We start from the raw sequence: 17,809 nt of genomic DNA on the forward strand, positions 1-17,809 counted from the left end.
GATGACTCCATAACTGGCCAATGCGGGATAAAACATCAGGTCAGGTTCTTTAAAATAGAGCATCTTTTCAAAAGGGAAATAGCTGGCGATTTCAGCCTGAAATTCTTGCAGAAAAATCTGTAAAACAGGGAGTTAGCGTTGAAAAGCGGATGGCGAAGAAGCGAGGAGGGAAAGGGGAGGATAAAAAATCCGGGTAGAGTAATACCCGGATTACCGGCTTACTGGTCGCCAAGATATTTACGTAAGGTATCAGCGATCACCCTGTCGAGCTCTTCCTGCAGCTCTTTAGACTGACGGTTAAATTCGTAGCTGAACATACGGCCCCGGATTTTTTTACGGGCAAAACGGTCTTTATCCGCAAAGGTCCAGAGATTCTCTGAAACAGGTTTCTCTTTTGCAGGCGACGCGATGAGCGTCTGACTGCCGTTGCGCACCAGGCGAAGGATATGGTTTTTAACCTCATCTGCCGCCAGCCCGTCACGCGCACAGATGCTATCTACATCCATGGAAACGGTTTCGATTAAACGCTCAATCTGCTGACCTGTCTCAGTGAGTTTATCAGCGGCCATCAGCAGCGCCTTATAATCGGGATAGGTCAGTTCAGAATGGTTGGGGAAAAGTGAAATCAGCTCTGCCGGCACGCTGGCCGCCTGCAAAGCTCGCGTCACTTTCGCCTGTGACAGGCCCTGACTTTCTGCGATCTCTTTTTGTGACAGGCCGCCATTTTTCAGCGACAGCAGACGAAGACCGACTTCACGCAGGTTGTGTTCGCGTGCAGTCTGAATATCCTGCGCCAGCTTGCGTGCTTCTTCAGTCGTAATTGCCGTTTCAGAAACCAGAATATCCAGTCCGGTCTTACAGTAGAGCGCGGCAGCGCGACGTCGTGAACCGTCCAGGATTTCGATACGTTCGCCACGCTTTATGCCGATAGCAGGAAAAAACTGCTGGAGTTTGATGGTGCGAATAATGTCGCGTAACGAATCCGGCGTCAGGCCAGCCTGGTCGCGTCCGTTGGTTTCCAGCACCACAAAGGTTTTATCTTCGATGTCGCGGGCTTCTATACGCTCCAGGCGAAATACGGCACGCTTGCCGGTAGAGAGAACAAAGGTTTGCGTTGGCGCGTCTGATGACACGTCAGTCTGGACAGGCGTCTGGCTAAAGGTTCTGCCGATAGTAATTCTTTTTGCACTCATAGCGACCTCAGTTCAGGCGAATAAATTCAATACGGTCAAAGACCGCTTTCGCAAAATCTTCTGCAGCGGAACGCGCATTCTTTAACGCTTCGCTGCTGCCGACGTAGGTTGAAGGATTTGCCGAGATAACGGTGTCAAAGGATTCGCCGCAGCGTTCAAAACCATCAAGACGCGGCAGAGCGGCGTCCAGCATATCGCCGCCGAATATCTCTTTCGCCAGGCTGTGACAGAGCTTGTGGTCTGCTTTATTAGACAGCTTGGACATAAAGCCGATATTGCCCTGCAGACGACAGGGAGCGCCGGATTGCTCGATAATGTCGATCAGCTCAGGAAGACGCGTCAGATATTTAAGGGTGGAATGGAAGTCAACCTGCGCCGGCGGAACGGGCGTCATGAGCAGATCGGATGCCGCAATAGCGTTTTTCAAAAAAGCATCCAGATGAGGGCCGCTGTCGATAAAGATGAAGTCATAATCTTTTTTCAGTTTGGCAATGACATTCTCGTACAGCACCGCATGCACATTCTGGCCAGCCAGATGTTCGGCACAAAGCTCATCCCAGCGAGAAGCGATAAACGCATCGTCAATTGAAGCCGGCAACACATCGACGCCAGGAATAATCGACGGCACGATAAACTCTTTTAACAACTCTTCGCGGCTCACGTTTTGCAGCATCGCCTGCGCGGCTGTGGCTTCGACAATCCCCACTGAACGCTCATGATTAAGGAACATGGTCGCCGAAGACTGGGGATCCAGGTCAATAACCAGAATGCGCAGATCTTCAAAAAGCAGATGAGGGTGCGCCCGTAACGCGTGGGCGAGAGAGACGGTTGAAACCGTTTTAGAAACGCCGCCTTTCAGGTTGCCGACAAAAATCGTATAGGCTTCCGGATGGCGGTCACGGTATTTAGGAACACCGCGATGGTGATAGATATCGATGATATTTTCTATCGACATCGCGTATTTGGTTGAACTGCCTGCGGCACGTTTGTCGAACTGATAGCCGCTTTCTTCCATCTCATTAACAGCATAATCAACGCTGGCGCGCGTCAGCTTTGGCAGCTTCGCCAGCGCAGCCTTGGCATAAACCTGGTAAAACGTATTTTCATGCAGCTCTTCTTTTTGCGCCTGAATCTGTTCTGTCAGGCTCAGCAGCATTCTTTCAGACCGTTGTGCGACCTTCAGCACCTGCTTTTCGTCGTTAGCCATACTTGCTCCACACATGTAGGATTTGTGACTTTATACATAAATCCTGCATATCGGGCAAGAAAATATCTTACATAACGAAATCAATGATCAGCCAAAAATGGACTGCATGATAAAGAGATGATGCAAATATTCACTGTAATCAGTAATGGCAAATGGAAGCATCAGGAGAGGGCAGGGGGAACAGATTCACTGTAATCAGCAATTCGTTCACTGTAATCAGTAATGAAGACGCTCTCAACAACGTGCCGATGGGTCCCGACATAACATCTTTCTCTGGATCCTGGCTAAACATTCACTGTAATCGGCAGCGTCTTTCAAAGCATTCACTGTAATCAGTAGAGAAAGGCCGTCGGCAAGCTGTGAGCTATAACATTCACTGTAATCAGTAGCAGAGTCGCCTGTCAGAGAGAAACGTTCACTGTATTCAGCAAAAGATTCACTGTAATCAGCACAGCCAGCTTACGTTCACTGTAATCAGTGAGCTGACTCAGTCTAAAACCGGCAGCAACGCTACGCAGGCGTTCGTACCCAGCAAACATTCACTGTAATCAGCAGAGGCAAAGGCTTCACGAACGAAGAGATGCACAACATTCACTGTATTCTGTAATGCAGCATCACCTTCGATATGCGGGTAAGGAAGACGGCAGCGCCCCCACAAGGCGTTCGACGTGGAAGGTGCGAGAACAGGGAAGACAAGCCAAAGGTTCACTGTAGACAGTAAAAGTAGGGTAAGGAACAAGCACATTAGCGATGGCTCAAGCATTCACTGTAATCAGTAGGGGTAGATAACGATCATCAAAGAGCCATAAAACTTTAACAGAACGCCGTCAGTATTCACTGCAGTCAGTAAACTGGTCGAAGGAACAGCAAATTAAGGCTGAAAACCCTGTAACGTTCACTGTAATCAGTGACTGTAGCGAACCCTGTCACTTTTTAGCGCTTTGCCGATGCAACCATTCACTGTAATCAGTAAGATGATATTCTCCCTCAAACAAATCCTGAATAATCCCTTTTAATTCAAAAAATTAAGCCAGGCCTTTATCTGTCACCAGCGTCAGGGCCGTAAAAGGTCAGTCTCAACAGGTTCACTGTAATCAGCAAAAATGCAGCGTAGAGCTGCGGCGCATCATATTCACTGTAATCAGTGTAGAACGTATGAACGAGATAGCAAGAAAGAGGCCATAAAAGTAAGCAAGCGCTAACTATCTTTTAAGTGGCTGTATTTAGTAAAAATTAATTGGGAAAGATAAGATGAAGGGAGGCATACCGAACTGACGCTTCACTGATTACAGTGAATGTTGCTCATTACAGTGAACGGGAGCTGCAGCTGATTACAGTGAACAACACCAGGAAAAGGTCACTGTCACGTTTTGGCTAAAAAGTGACAGTGCCACATACCGCCCACTGATTACAGTGAACGTTGCTCATGACTCATCAAAATCGATCTCGTCGAGAGAGTCGATACTCTCTAGCGTGCTGATTCCATCCAGTTTTGGCGTGCGGCTGTGGATGATAAAAAAGACTGAGCGACCGCGTTTTACCTCGGAATAGTCGAGATAGCCGATCTCTTTTAGTTGTTCCATTGCGCGGCGCACTACGTGGTTCTGCGTCGTGGTTTTCGAGCCAAGATTCAGGCGCATACGCAGGCGCGCCAGCGAAATAGGGGCCGGATTAGTTGGCAGGCTTTCAAGAAAGGTATAGAGCGCCTGCGCAGATTCTTTGCGCTTGAGCCGCGATATAGCCCTGAGCTGCAGCAGAACTTTATGGTCGAAATTATAGAGTTCAAACAGCTTGGGATCGGCCTGAATGCGAACCACATCTTTTTCCCGGTCATAGTAGGCTGACTGCACAAGGTGCGTATGGTAAGCCTTGCCATTTCCTTCGAAGGATAGCGTGTTGGTAGCAATGCGACGCAGGGAAGCATCCAGCCTTTTACGCAACGCCGCTGACGAGTTGGCAGAAGGAATGCCGCACATCTTGACGAAATCGATAAAGGGCAGGGTTACGGTATCGCCTTTCGTGGGATAACGTGAGAAGGACTGAATGATGCCTGCCCAGGTCTTGAAATCGTTATCCATATCCAGCCTGGCGCCAGTGATGGTAATCTTTTCGTAGCCTTCGGCTTTCACTAATGACAGGTTCTTCAGCTCTTTTGTCGCATCAGTAGAGGCCATTGCGCCTGATTTACCGCGCGCCGTTGATTTCAGTGTCGGGACAAACAGTCCCAGACGCATCAAAGCGACGGGCTGAACAGTATTATTCTTATTGGGATGAAGCTGAATAACTTCACCGCTGTTTTTAGTCACCGACAGAAAAGGTTCAAGTAACGCTTTGTTTTCACTCTCTTTATCTGCCATAGCATGAGATCTTCATTCTGTGGATGAAAGGGATCGTTTTCTGATTACAGTGAACACTATCACTGTTTACAGTGAACATTCTACAGTGTGTAGTGAATAAAGTACTGATTACAGTGAACTCTTTACTGATTATAGTGAACGGGATCACCTTCTCAGCCCTTGTGGGGTGCGGCCTGCGACGATCGGGGATCTCTTAGGATCTCTTTTAGATCTCTTTATGATCGTTTATTAGGATCTTCTCTCTGTATATGTGGATAACTGATCGATGCCAGGGTATACGATCGTCAGCCTCGATAATAGCCTCACTGCTTCTGTTCAGAATATGAAAACAACTTGCTCACTATTATTCATTTTTCATCACTATCCCAGAAGCGTAGTGTAAGTCCCATAGTCAAAACGCATCCTGAGAGGCACCATGACCGATTACGCTGTTTCAAAAAACCCTGCCAACGGTGAAATCCTGGCACGTTACCCTATGCAGTCTCTGGCTGAACTGGACAGCACGCTTGCTGCCAGTACCGCTGCCTTTAAGCAGTGGCGCAATACAGATATGGCGTCCCGCGTTAAGGTACTGCGTCAGCTGGCAGAGCAGCTGCGTCAGCGCGAGCCTGAACTGTCGCGCATGATTACTCTTGAAATGGGCAAGCCTGTCGCTCAGGCGCGTGCTGAGATCCTCAAATGTGCGAACCTCAGTGACTGGTATGCAGAACATGGCCCCGCGATGCTGGAAGATCAGCCAACGCAGGTACCAGATGCCTGGCAACGCTTTAAGCCTGTCGGCACCATCCTGGCCGTCATGCCGTGGAATTTCCCGTTCTGGCAAGTGCTACGCGGCGCTGTGGGCATGCTGCTCGCCGGGAACACCTATGTGCTGAAGCACGCCCCGAACGTGATGGGCTGCGCAACGTTGATGGCGGAGCTGTTCAGCGCAACGGATCTGCCGAAAGGCGCCTTCGCATCCATCAATATCGACAATGACGGCGTCTCGGCTGCTATTAAAGATCCTCGCATTGCCGCTGTCGCCGTTACCGGCAGCGTACGCGCTGGCTCCGCTATTGCTGCACAGGCTGGCGCAGCCCTGAAAAAAACCGTTCTGGAACTGGGCGGCGCGGATCCTTTTATCGTACTTGCCGATGCCGATCTTGATGAAGCGGTAAAATCAGCCGTCACGGGCCGCTTCCAGAACACCGGACAGGTCTGTATGGCCGCAAAACGCTTTATTGTTGAAGCCGCCATTGCAGAAGAATTCGAAGCACGCTTCAGCGCTGCAGTACAGGCGTTAACCATGGGCGATCCGCTGGATGAGAAAAATTATCTCGGTCCTATGGCGCGCTTCGATCTACGCGATGAGCTGCATAATCAGGTCGAACGATCCCTGCGTGAAGGGGCGCGTCTGGTACTGGGCGGCGAGAAGATCGCAGGAGAGGGCAACTACTACGCGCCGACTATCCTGTCAGATGTCACGACAGAAATGACAGCGTTTCGTGAAGAGCTGTTTGGTCCGGTAGCGGCGATCGCTATCGCCCGTGACGCCGAGCATGCGCTGGCTATCGCCAACGACAGTGAATTTGGTCTGAGCGCGACGGTCTGGACAGGAAACAGCGCCACAGCAGATCGACTGGCCGATCAGATCGAGACCGGCGCCGTGTTTATCAACGGCAACGGTGCATCGGATCCTCGCGTCACCATTGGCGGGGTCAAAAAGAGCGGCTACGGTCGTGAATTGTCCCACTTCGGCGTACATGAGTTCTGCAACATTCAGACCGTCTGGAAAAACCGCCGCTAAGGCTCACTGTGCGGCGGGAAGGTAAGCGGGGGCCAGACCCTCGCTTTTACCGATAAACGGCCTCATAAGGCGCTGAGGCGCGAAATCGGCCAGCATTTCAGAGCGCTCGCCCGTTATTATCTCGTTCGCTACCAGCTCGCCTAACAGGGGCGCCAGCGTCATGCCGCTGTGGGAAGCCATCAGATAAACCCGCTGGTGGTGAGTCGCATAGCCGACAGCAGGCAGTCCATCCGCAGGACGCGAACGCTGTCCTACCTCGATCTTCGCAATACGCGCGTCTTCGGTCTGGATAAACATCCGGCGCAGACGACGCAAAAACTCCTGCCCAATCAATCCGTCGGTACTCGCCGGACGGGCCGGATCCGCATAGTCATCCAGATCCAGCGCCTGCAGGATCAGTCTGCCTCCACCGTCTGGCCTGACGTTAAGCTCAGGTGAAATGATATTGCTGTTGATCTGGATCGGTAAAGGATCGGTATAGGCGAGGAAACTGCAGGCCACTCTGTCTGGCCGATTAGCATCTGTCATCGCCAGATCCAGGCCCAGCTGTCTTAACAGCTCCGCTGACCAGCGACCAGCGGCTAAAATCACGCGATCGCCCGTCCACTGCTCGCCATTCGACAGTTCAAGCGCTGCGCCGTCAGGGTGCTCTGAAAGCGTCACCACTTCTGTCTGACTGATAAGGGTGCCGCCGAGATGGCGTACCTGGGCAAGCAGCCAGCCGATAAGCAGACTGGGATAGAGCAGGCATTCTGAAGGAAAAAAACAGCCTTGCTGAATACGAGAGTCAAGCCGCAGCTCAGGAAAATGCGCCAGCAGCGCTTCACGCGTCACCGTTCGCCAGGGATAACCCAGCACCGTGAGTTTAGTCAGTCTCTTTTCTAGCTCTGCCTGTATGGCGGGCTCCGCCGCCCACTCCCAGGTGCCGGTTTCCAGCAGCCAGGGCGCGGGCGCGCGGGATATCTGTTGCAGGCGTTTATGCGCCTCAATACCGGCCGCATTGAGACGGTGATAACTCTCCGGGCTTTTGCCGTTGGCGTTAACCCATGCAAAGCTGATCTGGCTGGTGCCTGCGCCAGGCGCGCCTTTGTCGAACAGCGTGACCTGTGCGCCCTGCAGAGCCAGCATTCGCGCCACAGACAAGCCCAGTACACCTGCGCCGATAACGGCAATACGCTGCGTCATTAAGGTAGCCTCCAGTGAGTTGATACCGCGTTATAGCAAACAGAGCAGGAGGCCGACCAATTACTTTTCGTTCTGACCTTGTGCGTCTGGCGGAGCAAAAAAAAGCGCTGCTTCACGCAGCGCTTCAGGTCGTTACCCGGCGACTTCATCAAACCATGCGGGGAGCGGATCGGGTAAGGTGAGCCACCAGTCGGGTCCGCGCGCCATCTCCTGCGCCGTCAGCAGCGCATCATCCAGCGCCGAGCGCACCTGCTGTTCATCCATATCGATACCGATAAACACCAGCTCCTGTCGCGCGTCGCCGATACCTTCCTCCCACTGGCTAGCGATAAACTCAAGAGAGTCGGCATCTTCCGGCCAGTGCTCGCGAGGAACGCTTGCCCACCAGCGGCCTGCATAGCCGTGGCGCGCCACAGCGCCAGCCTGTGACCACATTGCTGCGTAATCCGGGCGCGTTGCCAGCCAGAAGTAACCTTTCGAGCGCACCACGCCCGTCAGCTGTTGGTTGACGACTTCCCAGAAACGTTGCGGATGAAAAGGGCGGCGGGCGCGATAAACGAAACTGCGGATGCCATACTCTTCCGTCTCTGGACTGTGTTCGCCGCGTAGCTCTTTCAGCCAGCCCGGTGACTGCGCGGCCTGGTCGAAATCGAACAGGCCGGTATTCAGCACCTGATCCAGCGGTACCTGGCCGAAACAGGCGGTTACGATGCGCGCGCGTGGATTAAGTGAACGCAGCATGGCAAAGAGCGTTTGACGATCTTCTTCACTGATCAGATCAATTTTATTCACCACCAGCACGTCGCAAAACTCAATTTGATCAACCAGCAAATCCACTACCGAGCGGGCATCCTGCTCGCCCAGCGATTCGCCACGCTGGTTCAGCGAGTCAACTGAGTGGTAATCACGCAGAAAGTTAAATCCATCAACCACGGTCACCATGGTATCGAGACGCGCGATGCTCGAAAGCGATGCGCCATCTTCATCTTCAAAGGTAAAGGTTTCCGCGACGGGCAGCGGTTCAGCGATGCCCGTCGATTCAATCACCAGATGATCGAAGCGGCCCGCCTCCGCCAGTTTTTTCACTTCCAGCAGCAGATCTTCGCGCAGCGTACAGCAGATGCAGCCGTTGCTCATTTCAACCAGTTTTTCATCGGTACGTGACAGCGATGCGCCGCCATTGCGAACCAGCGCGGCGTCGATATTCACTTCTGACATATCATTCACGATAACCGCAATGCGACGCCCTTCGCGATTATTCAGGATATGGTTAAGCAGCGTCGTTTTTCCGGCACCCAGAAAACCTGAGAGTACACAAACCGGCAGACGCCGATCGGCCTGCGAAGAGAGGGGGAAGGGAGTAGACATTGTAACCTCTGATAAAGCATTATTGGTATGTTATAACATACCAATAAAGGGTCTTTGCTCGCAATGCCTCTTTTCTGTTGGATAACAGACACCACTGATTTTAGGCTGAGGTTACGGGTAGGCGGCTCTGTAGTAATAACAGCGGGTGCGACGGGATGTTGGATGCATATTGCACGCGCACGCGAGCAGTCGTCACTAAATTGCGTAAGTTATGGGCTTTACGTTCCGGTGCCCTAAATTGTGTTTACTGAAGTCAGAGGGATCTGCTGCGTTTCTTCAGGGCAAAGAGTGGATTTAGCGAGGTGAGAGCCAGGAGAGGCATGGCTTCGGAGAGTAAGCTCATCAATGAGATCTGCTTGTGCTGGCGCTGGCGCCAAAAGCGGTCCTTCGCCATATTTGCGCCATGCAGCCTGTCGAACGGCTGCACGGAGTCAATTTCAGTCATCAACAGGTAAAGTGCGTATTAGCTTGCAACTGCAGATGAGCGCGTATCGATCGGCACACATAAAGCAAAGATCCCCCGTGCTACAACGTTTTGCACAAAGGGGAACCTGAGTCAGAAAACCGTGTGCCTACCGAATTACCTGTTTATTTACCTGCTGCCATCGGCATCTGCTGCGCGGACTTAAGATGCTGCTCAACGACCGGCATATGCGCGTCAGCCACGGCTTTCACGTCCGGATCCTTGATCTTTTTAGCGTCACTTTGCAGCTTCGACAGCACCATTTTGTGGTCCATGGTGCCGGCGTTTTTCATATACATCTTGTCAAATGCGGTGCCGCTCTGCTTTTCCAGTTTGGCGGCCATAGTCTTGTGTTTGGCGTCCGGCTCTGTCGGCAGGGTTACGCCCTTTTGCTGGGCGACCGTCTGTACTTTGGTCAAAGCACCGCCGTGGTCGTCGACCATCTGCTGAGCGTATGCTTTGACTTCGCTGCTCTGGGCCTTGCTCAGCGCGATTTTGGCGGCGGCGACTTCATTGATATCGGCCTGCGCCATATCCTTTAACGCTTTTTCGTCGCCGGAGCTGAGGCTGGTGCTCGATTTGGTCTGGCCTGCGGCGCTGGTCTGCGTGGCGCTCGCTGGCGTCTGGGCTTGCACGCCGACAGTGCTGAACATCGCTGCGACTGCTGTTACGGCTAGCAGTCCTTTCAAGGTTTTACTCTTTTGCATTTTGTTCTCCTGCGGGTCATGGGTAAGGCTGTTATCAGGCAATTAACCGTGCTCAACCTTGTATGTAAATTACAACTACAATGGTCAGTATAGTGGCAACGATTTGATCCAGCAGGTTAAGTAACCATTCTCAACGGAGGAGGGCAGGAGATGACCGAAGCAAAAAGCGGAAACTGCACAGCGTAGCGTGCAAGAAGACGGTTGGACTGGAGGCATTCTGCTTTTGTGGAAGAGATGCTGTACAATCGCGGTGCGGCTGTATTGATCGGGCTGCTGTTGCTGATTCTGAAAAAACGCAGCGAACAATAAGCTGACCGGTCTTCATCAGTTCGCCTCTTCAATCTGGCAGAGGGGATCAATCAGGTAGTGATAAAGATGCATAAGGTCCGCTTTTCCTCATAGCGGACAGGGACCTGACTTCAGTCCGCTTTGAGCCAAAAGCGGACTGAAGTCATTAAAAGTAAGGCAACGCAGCAAGCCTGTTTTGTCGCTTTCCTCATGGAGTGATTCAGTCTACATCTCCGGGCGATCCGCACTATATGCCACGGTTTTCATTGCCCGCAGGGCATCCAGTCGCATTTTTAACGCCGTTTCAATATTGTTATACGCGGTACTTCCCAGCGGTAAGCGCAACGCCGGGCTGTCAGCATCAGCAGCAGCGATCATTGCCGCCACGCATTTTTTCGCATCGCCTTTAATCGCAAATTCACCACTCATCAGCGTCGACCGCATTTTCCCTGCCGCCGTATCGCTGTAAACCGGTAACGCATCAGCGATATCCAGCCCCGCACCAAACTGCGTCGCCGTCGGACCCGGCTCTACTAACAAAAAGTCGATGCCAAACTCTGCAACTTCCTGCCGAACCGCTTCGACAAAGCCTTCTATGCCCCATTTAGTGGCGTGATACAAACTGAAATCGGGATAAGCAATCTGACCGCCTTCCGAGGAAACCTGCACAATACGACCGCCGCCCTGCTGCCGCATAAACGGAATCACTGAACGAATCAGCTGAATTGAGCCTGTGAGATTTGTAGCGATCTGCCGTTCAATTTGCGTATCGCTCAGCTCTTCCACGGCGCCAAATAGCCCATAAGCCGCGTTACTCACTACAATATCAATGCGTCCCGCCTGAGCGAATGCAGCCTCAACTACTGGCTTTATCGTTGCTGTCTTGCTGAGATCAAGCACCATCACCTGCAACTTGTCGCCATATTGCGTGCGCATATCATCTAATGCAGCTTCACGTCGGACGCTTGCCAGCACGCGATCGCCACGGGCCAGCAGACTTTCACACATCAGACGGCCCAGGCCGCTGGATGCGCCGGTAATTAGCCAGGTTTTCATTACTCTCATCTCCGTTTAGTAAACCGGGCTCCATCTTAAAATGAATAATTGATGGCATAATCTCCACAAACTGGCATGAGATGGTGGGAAATATTCAACAATGAAACGTCCTTCCTGGAACGAATTACTGGCGGTGAAAACGGTCGCTGAACAACGCAGTTTCCGTCGCGCTGCAGATGTGCTCGGGCTTAAACGCTCCTCACTCAGCCACACTATTAAAGGGCTAGAGACTGCGCTTGGCGTGCGGCTTTTCCATCGAACAACGCGAAGCGTGGCGTTGACCGAAACAGGCGAAATGCTGATTGAGCGTCTGACGCCGCTGCTCAACCAGATGGATGAGCTGCTGAACGAAGTGACCGCCAGCGACCATCAACCCTATGGCACGCTGCGCATCAGCGCCAGCGATGCCGCTATCAGCCTTCTGCTGGAAACGATACTGCCGACCTTCATTCAGCAATATCCGGGGATTGAAATGGATTTAGTCGCGCAAGGTCAGCTGGTGGATATTATTGAGCAGGGGTTCGATGCCGGCATCCGGCTGTTTGAAGATGTGCCTAAAGACATGGTGGCCATTTCCCTGAGCGGGCCGTTGCGCTTTGTTACTGTGGCATCGCCTGGCTACTTAGCATTGCGTCCCCAAATTCAGCATCCACAGGATGTTATGCAGCACACCTGTTTACGACAGCGCCTGCCGAGCGGTAAACGCTACCACTGGGAATATCAGCAGCATGAGCAGCGATTCGCCCTGGATGTACCGGGTAGCCTGACTCTCGACAGCGGCGCGTTAATAGCAGAAGCCGCCGCTGCTGGATTAGGCGTGGCCTATGTGCCGGAGTGCTATGCTCAGCACTGGCTGGACAGAGAGCGTCTGGTCATCCTGCTGGAGGACTGGACAATAGCCTCGCAAGGCATTGCGCTTTACTTTTCTCAGAATCGTCATATGCCCGTCGCGTTACGGCTGTTCGTTGACACAATCAAAGCAGCATCGCGCGCCTGAAATCGACTTAACCAGTTGAGCTTCTGATGCTGTGAAATGAATCACTGGCATAAAGGCAGCGAACACTGACTATGGCTGGTTATGCGTTTAAAGGACCGGGTGTATCTCGATGGAAGTACACCGCCGGCGTAGCAGCACGGCAAAAGCGTTTACAGCTGCGATGTCAGTGCTGCTGTTTTGAACATTTACCAGTAAGGTCTGGCATCAACTCCCATTTACTGTTAATTATCATGTGTTAGAAATTGGCAGGTGCAAAGAGACCGCTGACTTAAGGTTGAAGCAATAATGAACACACACGGAAGCAAGCCACCTACCATAAATGATGTGGCTGAGGTAGCTGGAGTTAGCAGTATTACTGTATCACGCGTTTTCACCTCACCTGAAAAGGTCAAGGCCAAGACGCGTGAAAGAATCATGAAAGTTGCAGATGAGATGGGTTATATACCTAATGTATTCGCGCAAAATATTAAAACCGTTCAGAGTCCTATTATTGGTATTATTGCTGATGATACCTTTAATCAGAGTTACTCGTATGTTATTCAGGAACTCTGCAAATTATCTGAAACCCGTGGCTATTCAGTGATGATATTCACCACTCAAGGCGAACGCGCATCAGAAGCAAAAGCTATTAATACGCTGGTTGGTTATAAAGCAGCGGGTATCGTGTTGTCGGTGATCAGTGACAGTGCTGATTATGATACCCGTCATCTGAAAGTGTTAAACGGTTCCCACACTCGTCTCATTCAGTTTGACCGTCAGTTTGATGAGCAACTGCCTGCAGTGTATGTCAATGACCGACGTGCGGGCGAGCTTATCGCCTCCATTGTGAATGATAAGGCCTATAAAAAAGTACTGATAATTGGCGGGCCTAAAGATTCACGTATTACCCAGAAACGTTTGACGAGCATCTGCGAAAACCTCTCTGATAATATTGAGGTTACCCGTCTTTATGCCGATTACCGTTACGATCATGCTAAAGAAATTATTACGTCGCACTTTTCTTCTAACGAAATCGATTATGACGCCATTATTGGCATTAACGGCGCTATCTCGCTTGCAGCTAAAAATGTGGCCACGCGATGGATGTTACGAGGCGTCGAGTTTCTTTCAATTGATGAAATTCCCAATGCAGAAGATTACGGTTTTTACTTTTGCTGCGTGGTTCATGATTATAAGCAATGGGCTACCATCGTTGCAGAGAATCTGATTGCCGCAATTGAAGACCGGCCCTGGCAGGAGCGGACTATGATTAATGGATTTCTTAAAAATAATCAGTAATTCCAGTTAAAGAACACACGCATTGTACTCTTAATCCACGGGTTCAGGTTTACTACGTTTTACGCAGCCGGTATCTGTTTCGATAAAAAATCAAGATCCTGGCTACATCAAGGGCTCTGAATGCCAACGCTTAAGGTGTTGCTCTCGCCCACGTTTGCCACTCCCCCTGATCTTTTTGGCCGCTTTACGCCGGATGGATTCCCGCCCCTATGAATGTTAATGATAACATTTTACGCCGGATAAATGATGGGTGTATCAGTTTGAGTTTTTGTTGTTTTTATATAATTTATATAATCAATTGAATTTAAAGAAATTTTTATAATTGGCGTTAACTCCATCACAAAGGTGAGTGACCTTGTGGAAATGTTTACGAAAACATTTTATGGTTTCCTCATCTGTTTGTCGCTTAGGGGTTATGCCAATAATGCACATCAAAAAGCTGGTTAATTACGGTCCTGAAGACTACCGCCTGGAAAGGGGGGACATGCCTACACCAGGCCATAACGAGTTGCTGGTTAAAATCGGAGCCTGCGGTATCTGTGCGTCAGATTTTCACTGTTTTCATGGCGCACCGATGTTCTGGGGTAATGAAACCTTCCCGCGCTATGTCAAAACACCGGTGGTGGCCGGTCACGAATTCTTCGGCACGGTATATGCTGCTGGCCCCGGCGCACTGGATCATTTCGGTGTTGAGTTAAATGACCGTGTAATAGCCGAGCAAATTGTTCCTTGTAATAAGTGCCGCTTCTGCCGTAACGGCCAGTACTGGATGTGCGAAAAGCATGACATTTATGGATTTCAGGCTGAGGATGCAGATGGAGGCATGACGGATTATATGCTCTTCAAACCCACCAGCCGTGTGCACAAAATCCCTGATTCATTGACGCTGGAAGAGTGCGCGCTGATAGAACCGTTTTCATGTGCGGTACATGCGGTGAATCGCGGCGATATTCAGTTTAATGACGTGGTGGTACTGGCTGGTGCTGGCACTCTTGGCCTGGGCATGATCCAGGCGATTAAGCTCAAGACACCCAAAAAGCTAATTGTTATTGATGTAATGCCGTTCCGTCTGGCGCTGGCGCAAACTCTTGGGGCGGACGTTGTCATCAATCCGCAGGAGGAGGACGCAGTGGCTGTGGTGAAGTCCCTGACGGATGGCTATGGCTGCGATGTGTATATTGAGGCCACTGGCAATCCAGTAGGCGTTACTCAGGGGTTGCAAATGATCCGTAAATTAGGCCGATTTGTTGAGTTCAGTGTCTTTAGTCGGGAAACGTCTGTGGACTGGTCGATTATTGGCGATCGAAAAGAGCTGGACATCCGCGGTGCCCATCTCAGCCCCGGTACCTATGAAACCGTTATCGATTTATTCCACCGAAAACTGATGACCGCTGAGGGTATTGTGACTCACCGCTTCCCTCTTGAAGAATGGCAGCATGCTTTTGCAGCCTTCGGCTCGAAAGAAGCCATCAAGATTCTTCTGATTCCTGAACAACAGGCTGGGTAAGTTTATGACTATTTTCGCAGTAAAACATAGCGCGCTGCTGCGTCAGGCAGAACATGTTATTGCGCGTGATGACGTGCACTCGCTCATACACAAGTTAACCGATAAGTTAATTCATATTGAAGACACTACGGGCGAGTTCGCCCTTCACCTGGACGATGGTCGCATCATTGACGCCAAAGGGTGGGCCGCGGGATGGGAGTGGACGCACGGAATCGGTCTGTATGCTATTTATCACTATTACAGGCAGACGGGTGATAAAGAGATGCTGTCGATTATTGATCGCTGGTTCAGCGAGCAGCTCCAGCGGGGCTTGCCAACCAAGAACGTTAATACTGTCTGTCCATTACTGACGCTGGCGTATCGTTACGAAGAGGCTAAAAATCCTGCCTGGAGATCTCTCCTGGAGCGCTGGGGCGAATGGGTTATGTATGAGATGCCGCGAACCGAGCAGGGTGGGTTACAGCATGTAGTGATCCATAAGGAAAATCATCAGCAACTCTGGGATGACACTTTGATGATGACGGTCATGCCGCTGGCAAAAATAGGTTTACTGCTGGGGCGGCCAGAGTTCGTTGAAGAAGCCAAGTATCAGTTCTTGCTCCATATCCAGTACCTGATGGACAGGGATACCGGGTTATGGTTTCACGGCTGGACCTTTGAGGGTAATCACAATTTCTCCCGGGCACGCTGGGCTCGCGGGAACAGCTGGATTACCGTCGCGATCCCTGATTTTATTGAGCTTCTTCAGCTCCCTGAACAGGATGCGACGCGGCGTTACCTGCTGCAGGTATTAGAACATCAGGTTCGTACATTATCCAGGCTGCAGGATTCAAGTGGGCTCTGGCATACCTTGCTGGACGATGATCAATCCTATTTAGAGAGTTCTGCCACAGCCGGATTTGCGTACGGCATTCTTAAGGCGGTGCGTAAGCGTTATATTGCGAGAGATTATGCTGTGGTTGGACAAAAAGCTATCCGTGGCGTAGCGGCAAACATCAGTGAAGACGGCGAGCTAAAACAAGCCTCATTCGGTACCGAAATGGGCAGCGATCTGGAGTACTACCGTCAGATCCCGCTAACACCGATGCCTTATGGGCAGGCGATGGCTATTCTGTGCCTGAGTGAATATCTGCATGATTATCTCTAGCGTTTCATCTATACGATGAACTGACATCACCCTTATGGCTACTGCCACATCATAAACAATGTGGCACATTTTCTTATTCCCGCATGCTTTCATTTACTCCGATCTGCTCATTCAGTCGAGTGTGAAGAATATTACCCCTATAAATTGCGGCGGAGTCTCATTAAGCACGTTCCCCTTCTTTATTTTTTCTAAGTCATAACCTTATTAGATATGTGGAATTATCCCCCTGGGCATAACTTTCATATGTTATCGTGAACATTTATTGAGTTTAACAACAAAATATGAGCTGTGTCACACGATGGATAAGCCCGGTCCTACCAATTGAGTTATTTATAATCACTTGTTATTTATGGATATTTAAAGAATATTTCTTCATGGATCACAAAATAATATTTATTTTCTTAAATGTTTACGAAATCATTTTATTGTTTTGATATGCCGGATCAATGCTCCATGCGGATTTCAGAATGATCGCATGCCAGATTGTTTTCTGATGCACAGAAGCGGGGCAACGGAGCAGAGTACCGCTTGCAGCAGACGCATCGGCTTTAACGGTACACCAGGGAGCTTTTAAAAAAGAAAATCAGCGCTGGCACAAGCCAGTTCATGAGCGGGCAGGGGCAAAGCCCGGAGAAACTCATCTGATGCTGTTTCATTCTCATAACGAAAATGGTTCTGTTCAGAGGTTAATGTGAATTATAAAACGCCTGGGTTCAAACACTATCTGGCATACGGGTCTGGAGATTTTCTGGGCGCTGGCACGGCCGTGCTGACAGCAGCATGGCTGCTTTATTTCTACACCACTTTCTGCGGCCTTACTCCTGTGGAGGCCACACTGATATTTGCGACGGCCCGCGTGCTCGACGCTTTTATCAGCCCTTTAATGGGATATCTCAGCGATAATTTTGGCAACAACTGGTTTGGTAAGCGGTTTGGCCGTCGTAAGTTTTTTATCCTGCTTGGCATCCCTTGCATTTTTAGCTATGCCTTTATGTGGGTCAGCGGGATGGATTTCTGGTACTACCTGCTGACCTATTTACTATTCGATATCGTTTATTCAATGATTCTGGTGCCCTATGAAACTCTGGTACCAGAGATGACCGATGACTTTACGCATAAATCCAAATTCTCCGGCGCCAGAATTGCGATGGGTCAGCTGTCGGCCATCCTCGCTTCGTTTTTACCCAGCATTCTGAATCGCCACGGGTTTAACAGACACCTCAGAGTCATTTAAGATGGCTTAAAGAGAGGTGCCCATGAGCGGTAAGCG

Annotated in this window: 12 protein-coding genes and 1 pseudogene; 6 read left to right on the forward strand and 7 right to left on the reverse strand. The window is 50.6% G+C overall.

What is annotated here, in order from left to right:
• Nucleotides 1–218: 218 nt before the first annotated feature.
• From EKL29_RS20715 to EKL29_RS20725, 3 genes are all read right to left on the reverse strand, one after another.
• Nucleotides 219–1,193 (reverse strand): ParB family protein, encoded by a 975-nt coding sequence (locus EKL29_RS20715; protein WP_120458312.1) that lies wholly within the window; start codon nt 1,191–1,193, stop codon nt 219–221.
• A 7-nt stretch (nt 1,194–1,200) separates the two neighbouring features.
• On the reverse strand, nt 1,201–2,400 hold the full coding sequence (locus EKL29_RS20720) for an AAA family ATPase (protein ID WP_120458311.1): 1,200 nt from the start codon (nt 2,398–2,400) through the stop codon (nt 1,201–1,203).
• A gap of 1,424 nt (nt 2,401–3,824) precedes the next feature.
• Nucleotides 3,825–4,757, reverse strand: a complete 933-nt coding sequence (locus EKL29_RS20725) for a RepB family plasmid replication initiator protein (RefSeq protein WP_120458310.1) — start codon at nt 4,755–4,757, stop codon at nt 3,825–3,827.
• Nucleotides 4,758–5,172: 415 nt separating this feature from the next.
• Here EKL29_RS20725 and EKL29_RS20730 point away from each other — a divergent pair, with 415 nt between their 5' ends.
• Nucleotides 5,173–6,543, forward strand: coding sequence for an aldehyde dehydrogenase family protein (locus EKL29_RS20730; protein WP_120458309.1), 1,371 nt, complete (start codon nt 5,173–5,175; stop codon nt 6,541–6,543).
• 3 nt (nt 6,544–6,546) lie between these two features.
• On the opposite strand, the gene EKL29_RS20735 is transcribed toward EKL29_RS20730, so the two are convergent.
• From EKL29_RS20735 to EKL29_RS20750, 4 genes are all read right to left on the reverse strand, one after another.
• Complete coding sequence (locus EKL29_RS20735) at nt 6,547–7,728, reverse strand: FAD-binding oxidoreductase (RefSeq protein ID WP_126690575.1); 1,182 nt, start codon at nt 7,726–7,728, stop codon at nt 6,547–6,549.
• 132 nt (nt 7,729–7,860) lie between these two features.
• The gene (gene zigA / locus EKL29_RS20740; protein ID WP_126690576.1) at nt 7,861–9,096 is read right to left on the reverse strand and encodes a zinc metallochaperone GTPase ZigA; all 1,236 of its coding nucleotides are present in this window, start codon (nt 9,094–9,096) and stop codon (nt 7,861–7,863) included.
• A gap of 588 nt (nt 9,097–9,684) precedes the next feature.
• Nucleotides 9,685–10,266, reverse strand: coding sequence for a DUF4142 domain-containing protein (locus tag EKL29_RS20745; RefSeq protein ID WP_126690577.1), 582 nt, complete (start codon nt 10,264–10,266; stop codon nt 9,685–9,687).
• A gap of 513 nt (nt 10,267–10,779) precedes the next feature.
• The gene (locus EKL29_RS20750) at nt 10,780–11,610 is read right to left on the reverse strand and encodes an SDR family oxidoreductase (RefSeq protein ID WP_126690578.1); all 831 of its coding nucleotides are present in this window, start codon (nt 11,608–11,610) and stop codon (nt 10,780–10,782) included.
• Between the two features lie 100 nt (nt 11,611–11,710).
• On the opposite strand from EKL29_RS20750, the gene EKL29_RS20755 reads away from it, so the two are divergent.
• The 5 genes and pseudogenes from EKL29_RS20755 to EKL29_RS20775 form a co-directional block, all read left to right on the forward strand.
• Complete coding sequence (locus EKL29_RS20755; protein ID WP_126690579.1) at nt 11,711–12,607, forward strand: LysR family transcriptional regulator; 897 nt, start codon at nt 11,711–11,713, stop codon at nt 12,605–12,607.
• Between the two features lie 285 nt (nt 12,608–12,892).
• On the forward strand, nt 12,893–13,885 hold the full coding sequence (locus tag EKL29_RS20760; RefSeq protein ID WP_126690580.1) for a LacI family DNA-binding transcriptional regulator: 993 nt from the start codon (nt 12,893–12,895) through the stop codon (nt 13,883–13,885).
• A gap of 424 nt (nt 13,886–14,309) precedes the next feature.
• The gene (locus EKL29_RS20765) at nt 14,310–15,392 is read left to right on the forward strand and encodes an alcohol dehydrogenase catalytic domain-containing protein (RefSeq protein WP_271153285.1); all 1,083 of its coding nucleotides are present in this window, start codon (nt 14,310–14,312) and stop codon (nt 15,390–15,392) included.
• Between the two features lie 4 nt (nt 15,393–15,396).
• Nucleotides 15,397–16,539: a glycoside hydrolase family 105 protein gene (locus EKL29_RS20770; protein ID WP_126690581.1), complete on the forward strand. Its 1,143-nt coding sequence runs from the start codon at nt 15,397–15,399 to the stop codon at nt 16,537–16,539.
• A gap of 691 nt (nt 16,540–17,230) precedes the next feature.
• Nucleotides 17,231–17,743, forward strand: a pseudogene (locus EKL29_RS20775) (MFS transporter); the annotation flags it as partial.
• Between the last annotated feature and the right edge of the window lie 66 nt (nt 17,744–17,809).

The organism is Pantoea sp. YU22, from assembly GCF_003970755.1.
Classification (GTDB): domain Bacteria; phylum Pseudomonadota; class Gammaproteobacteria; order Enterobacterales; family Enterobacteriaceae; genus Pantoea; species Pantoea piersonii.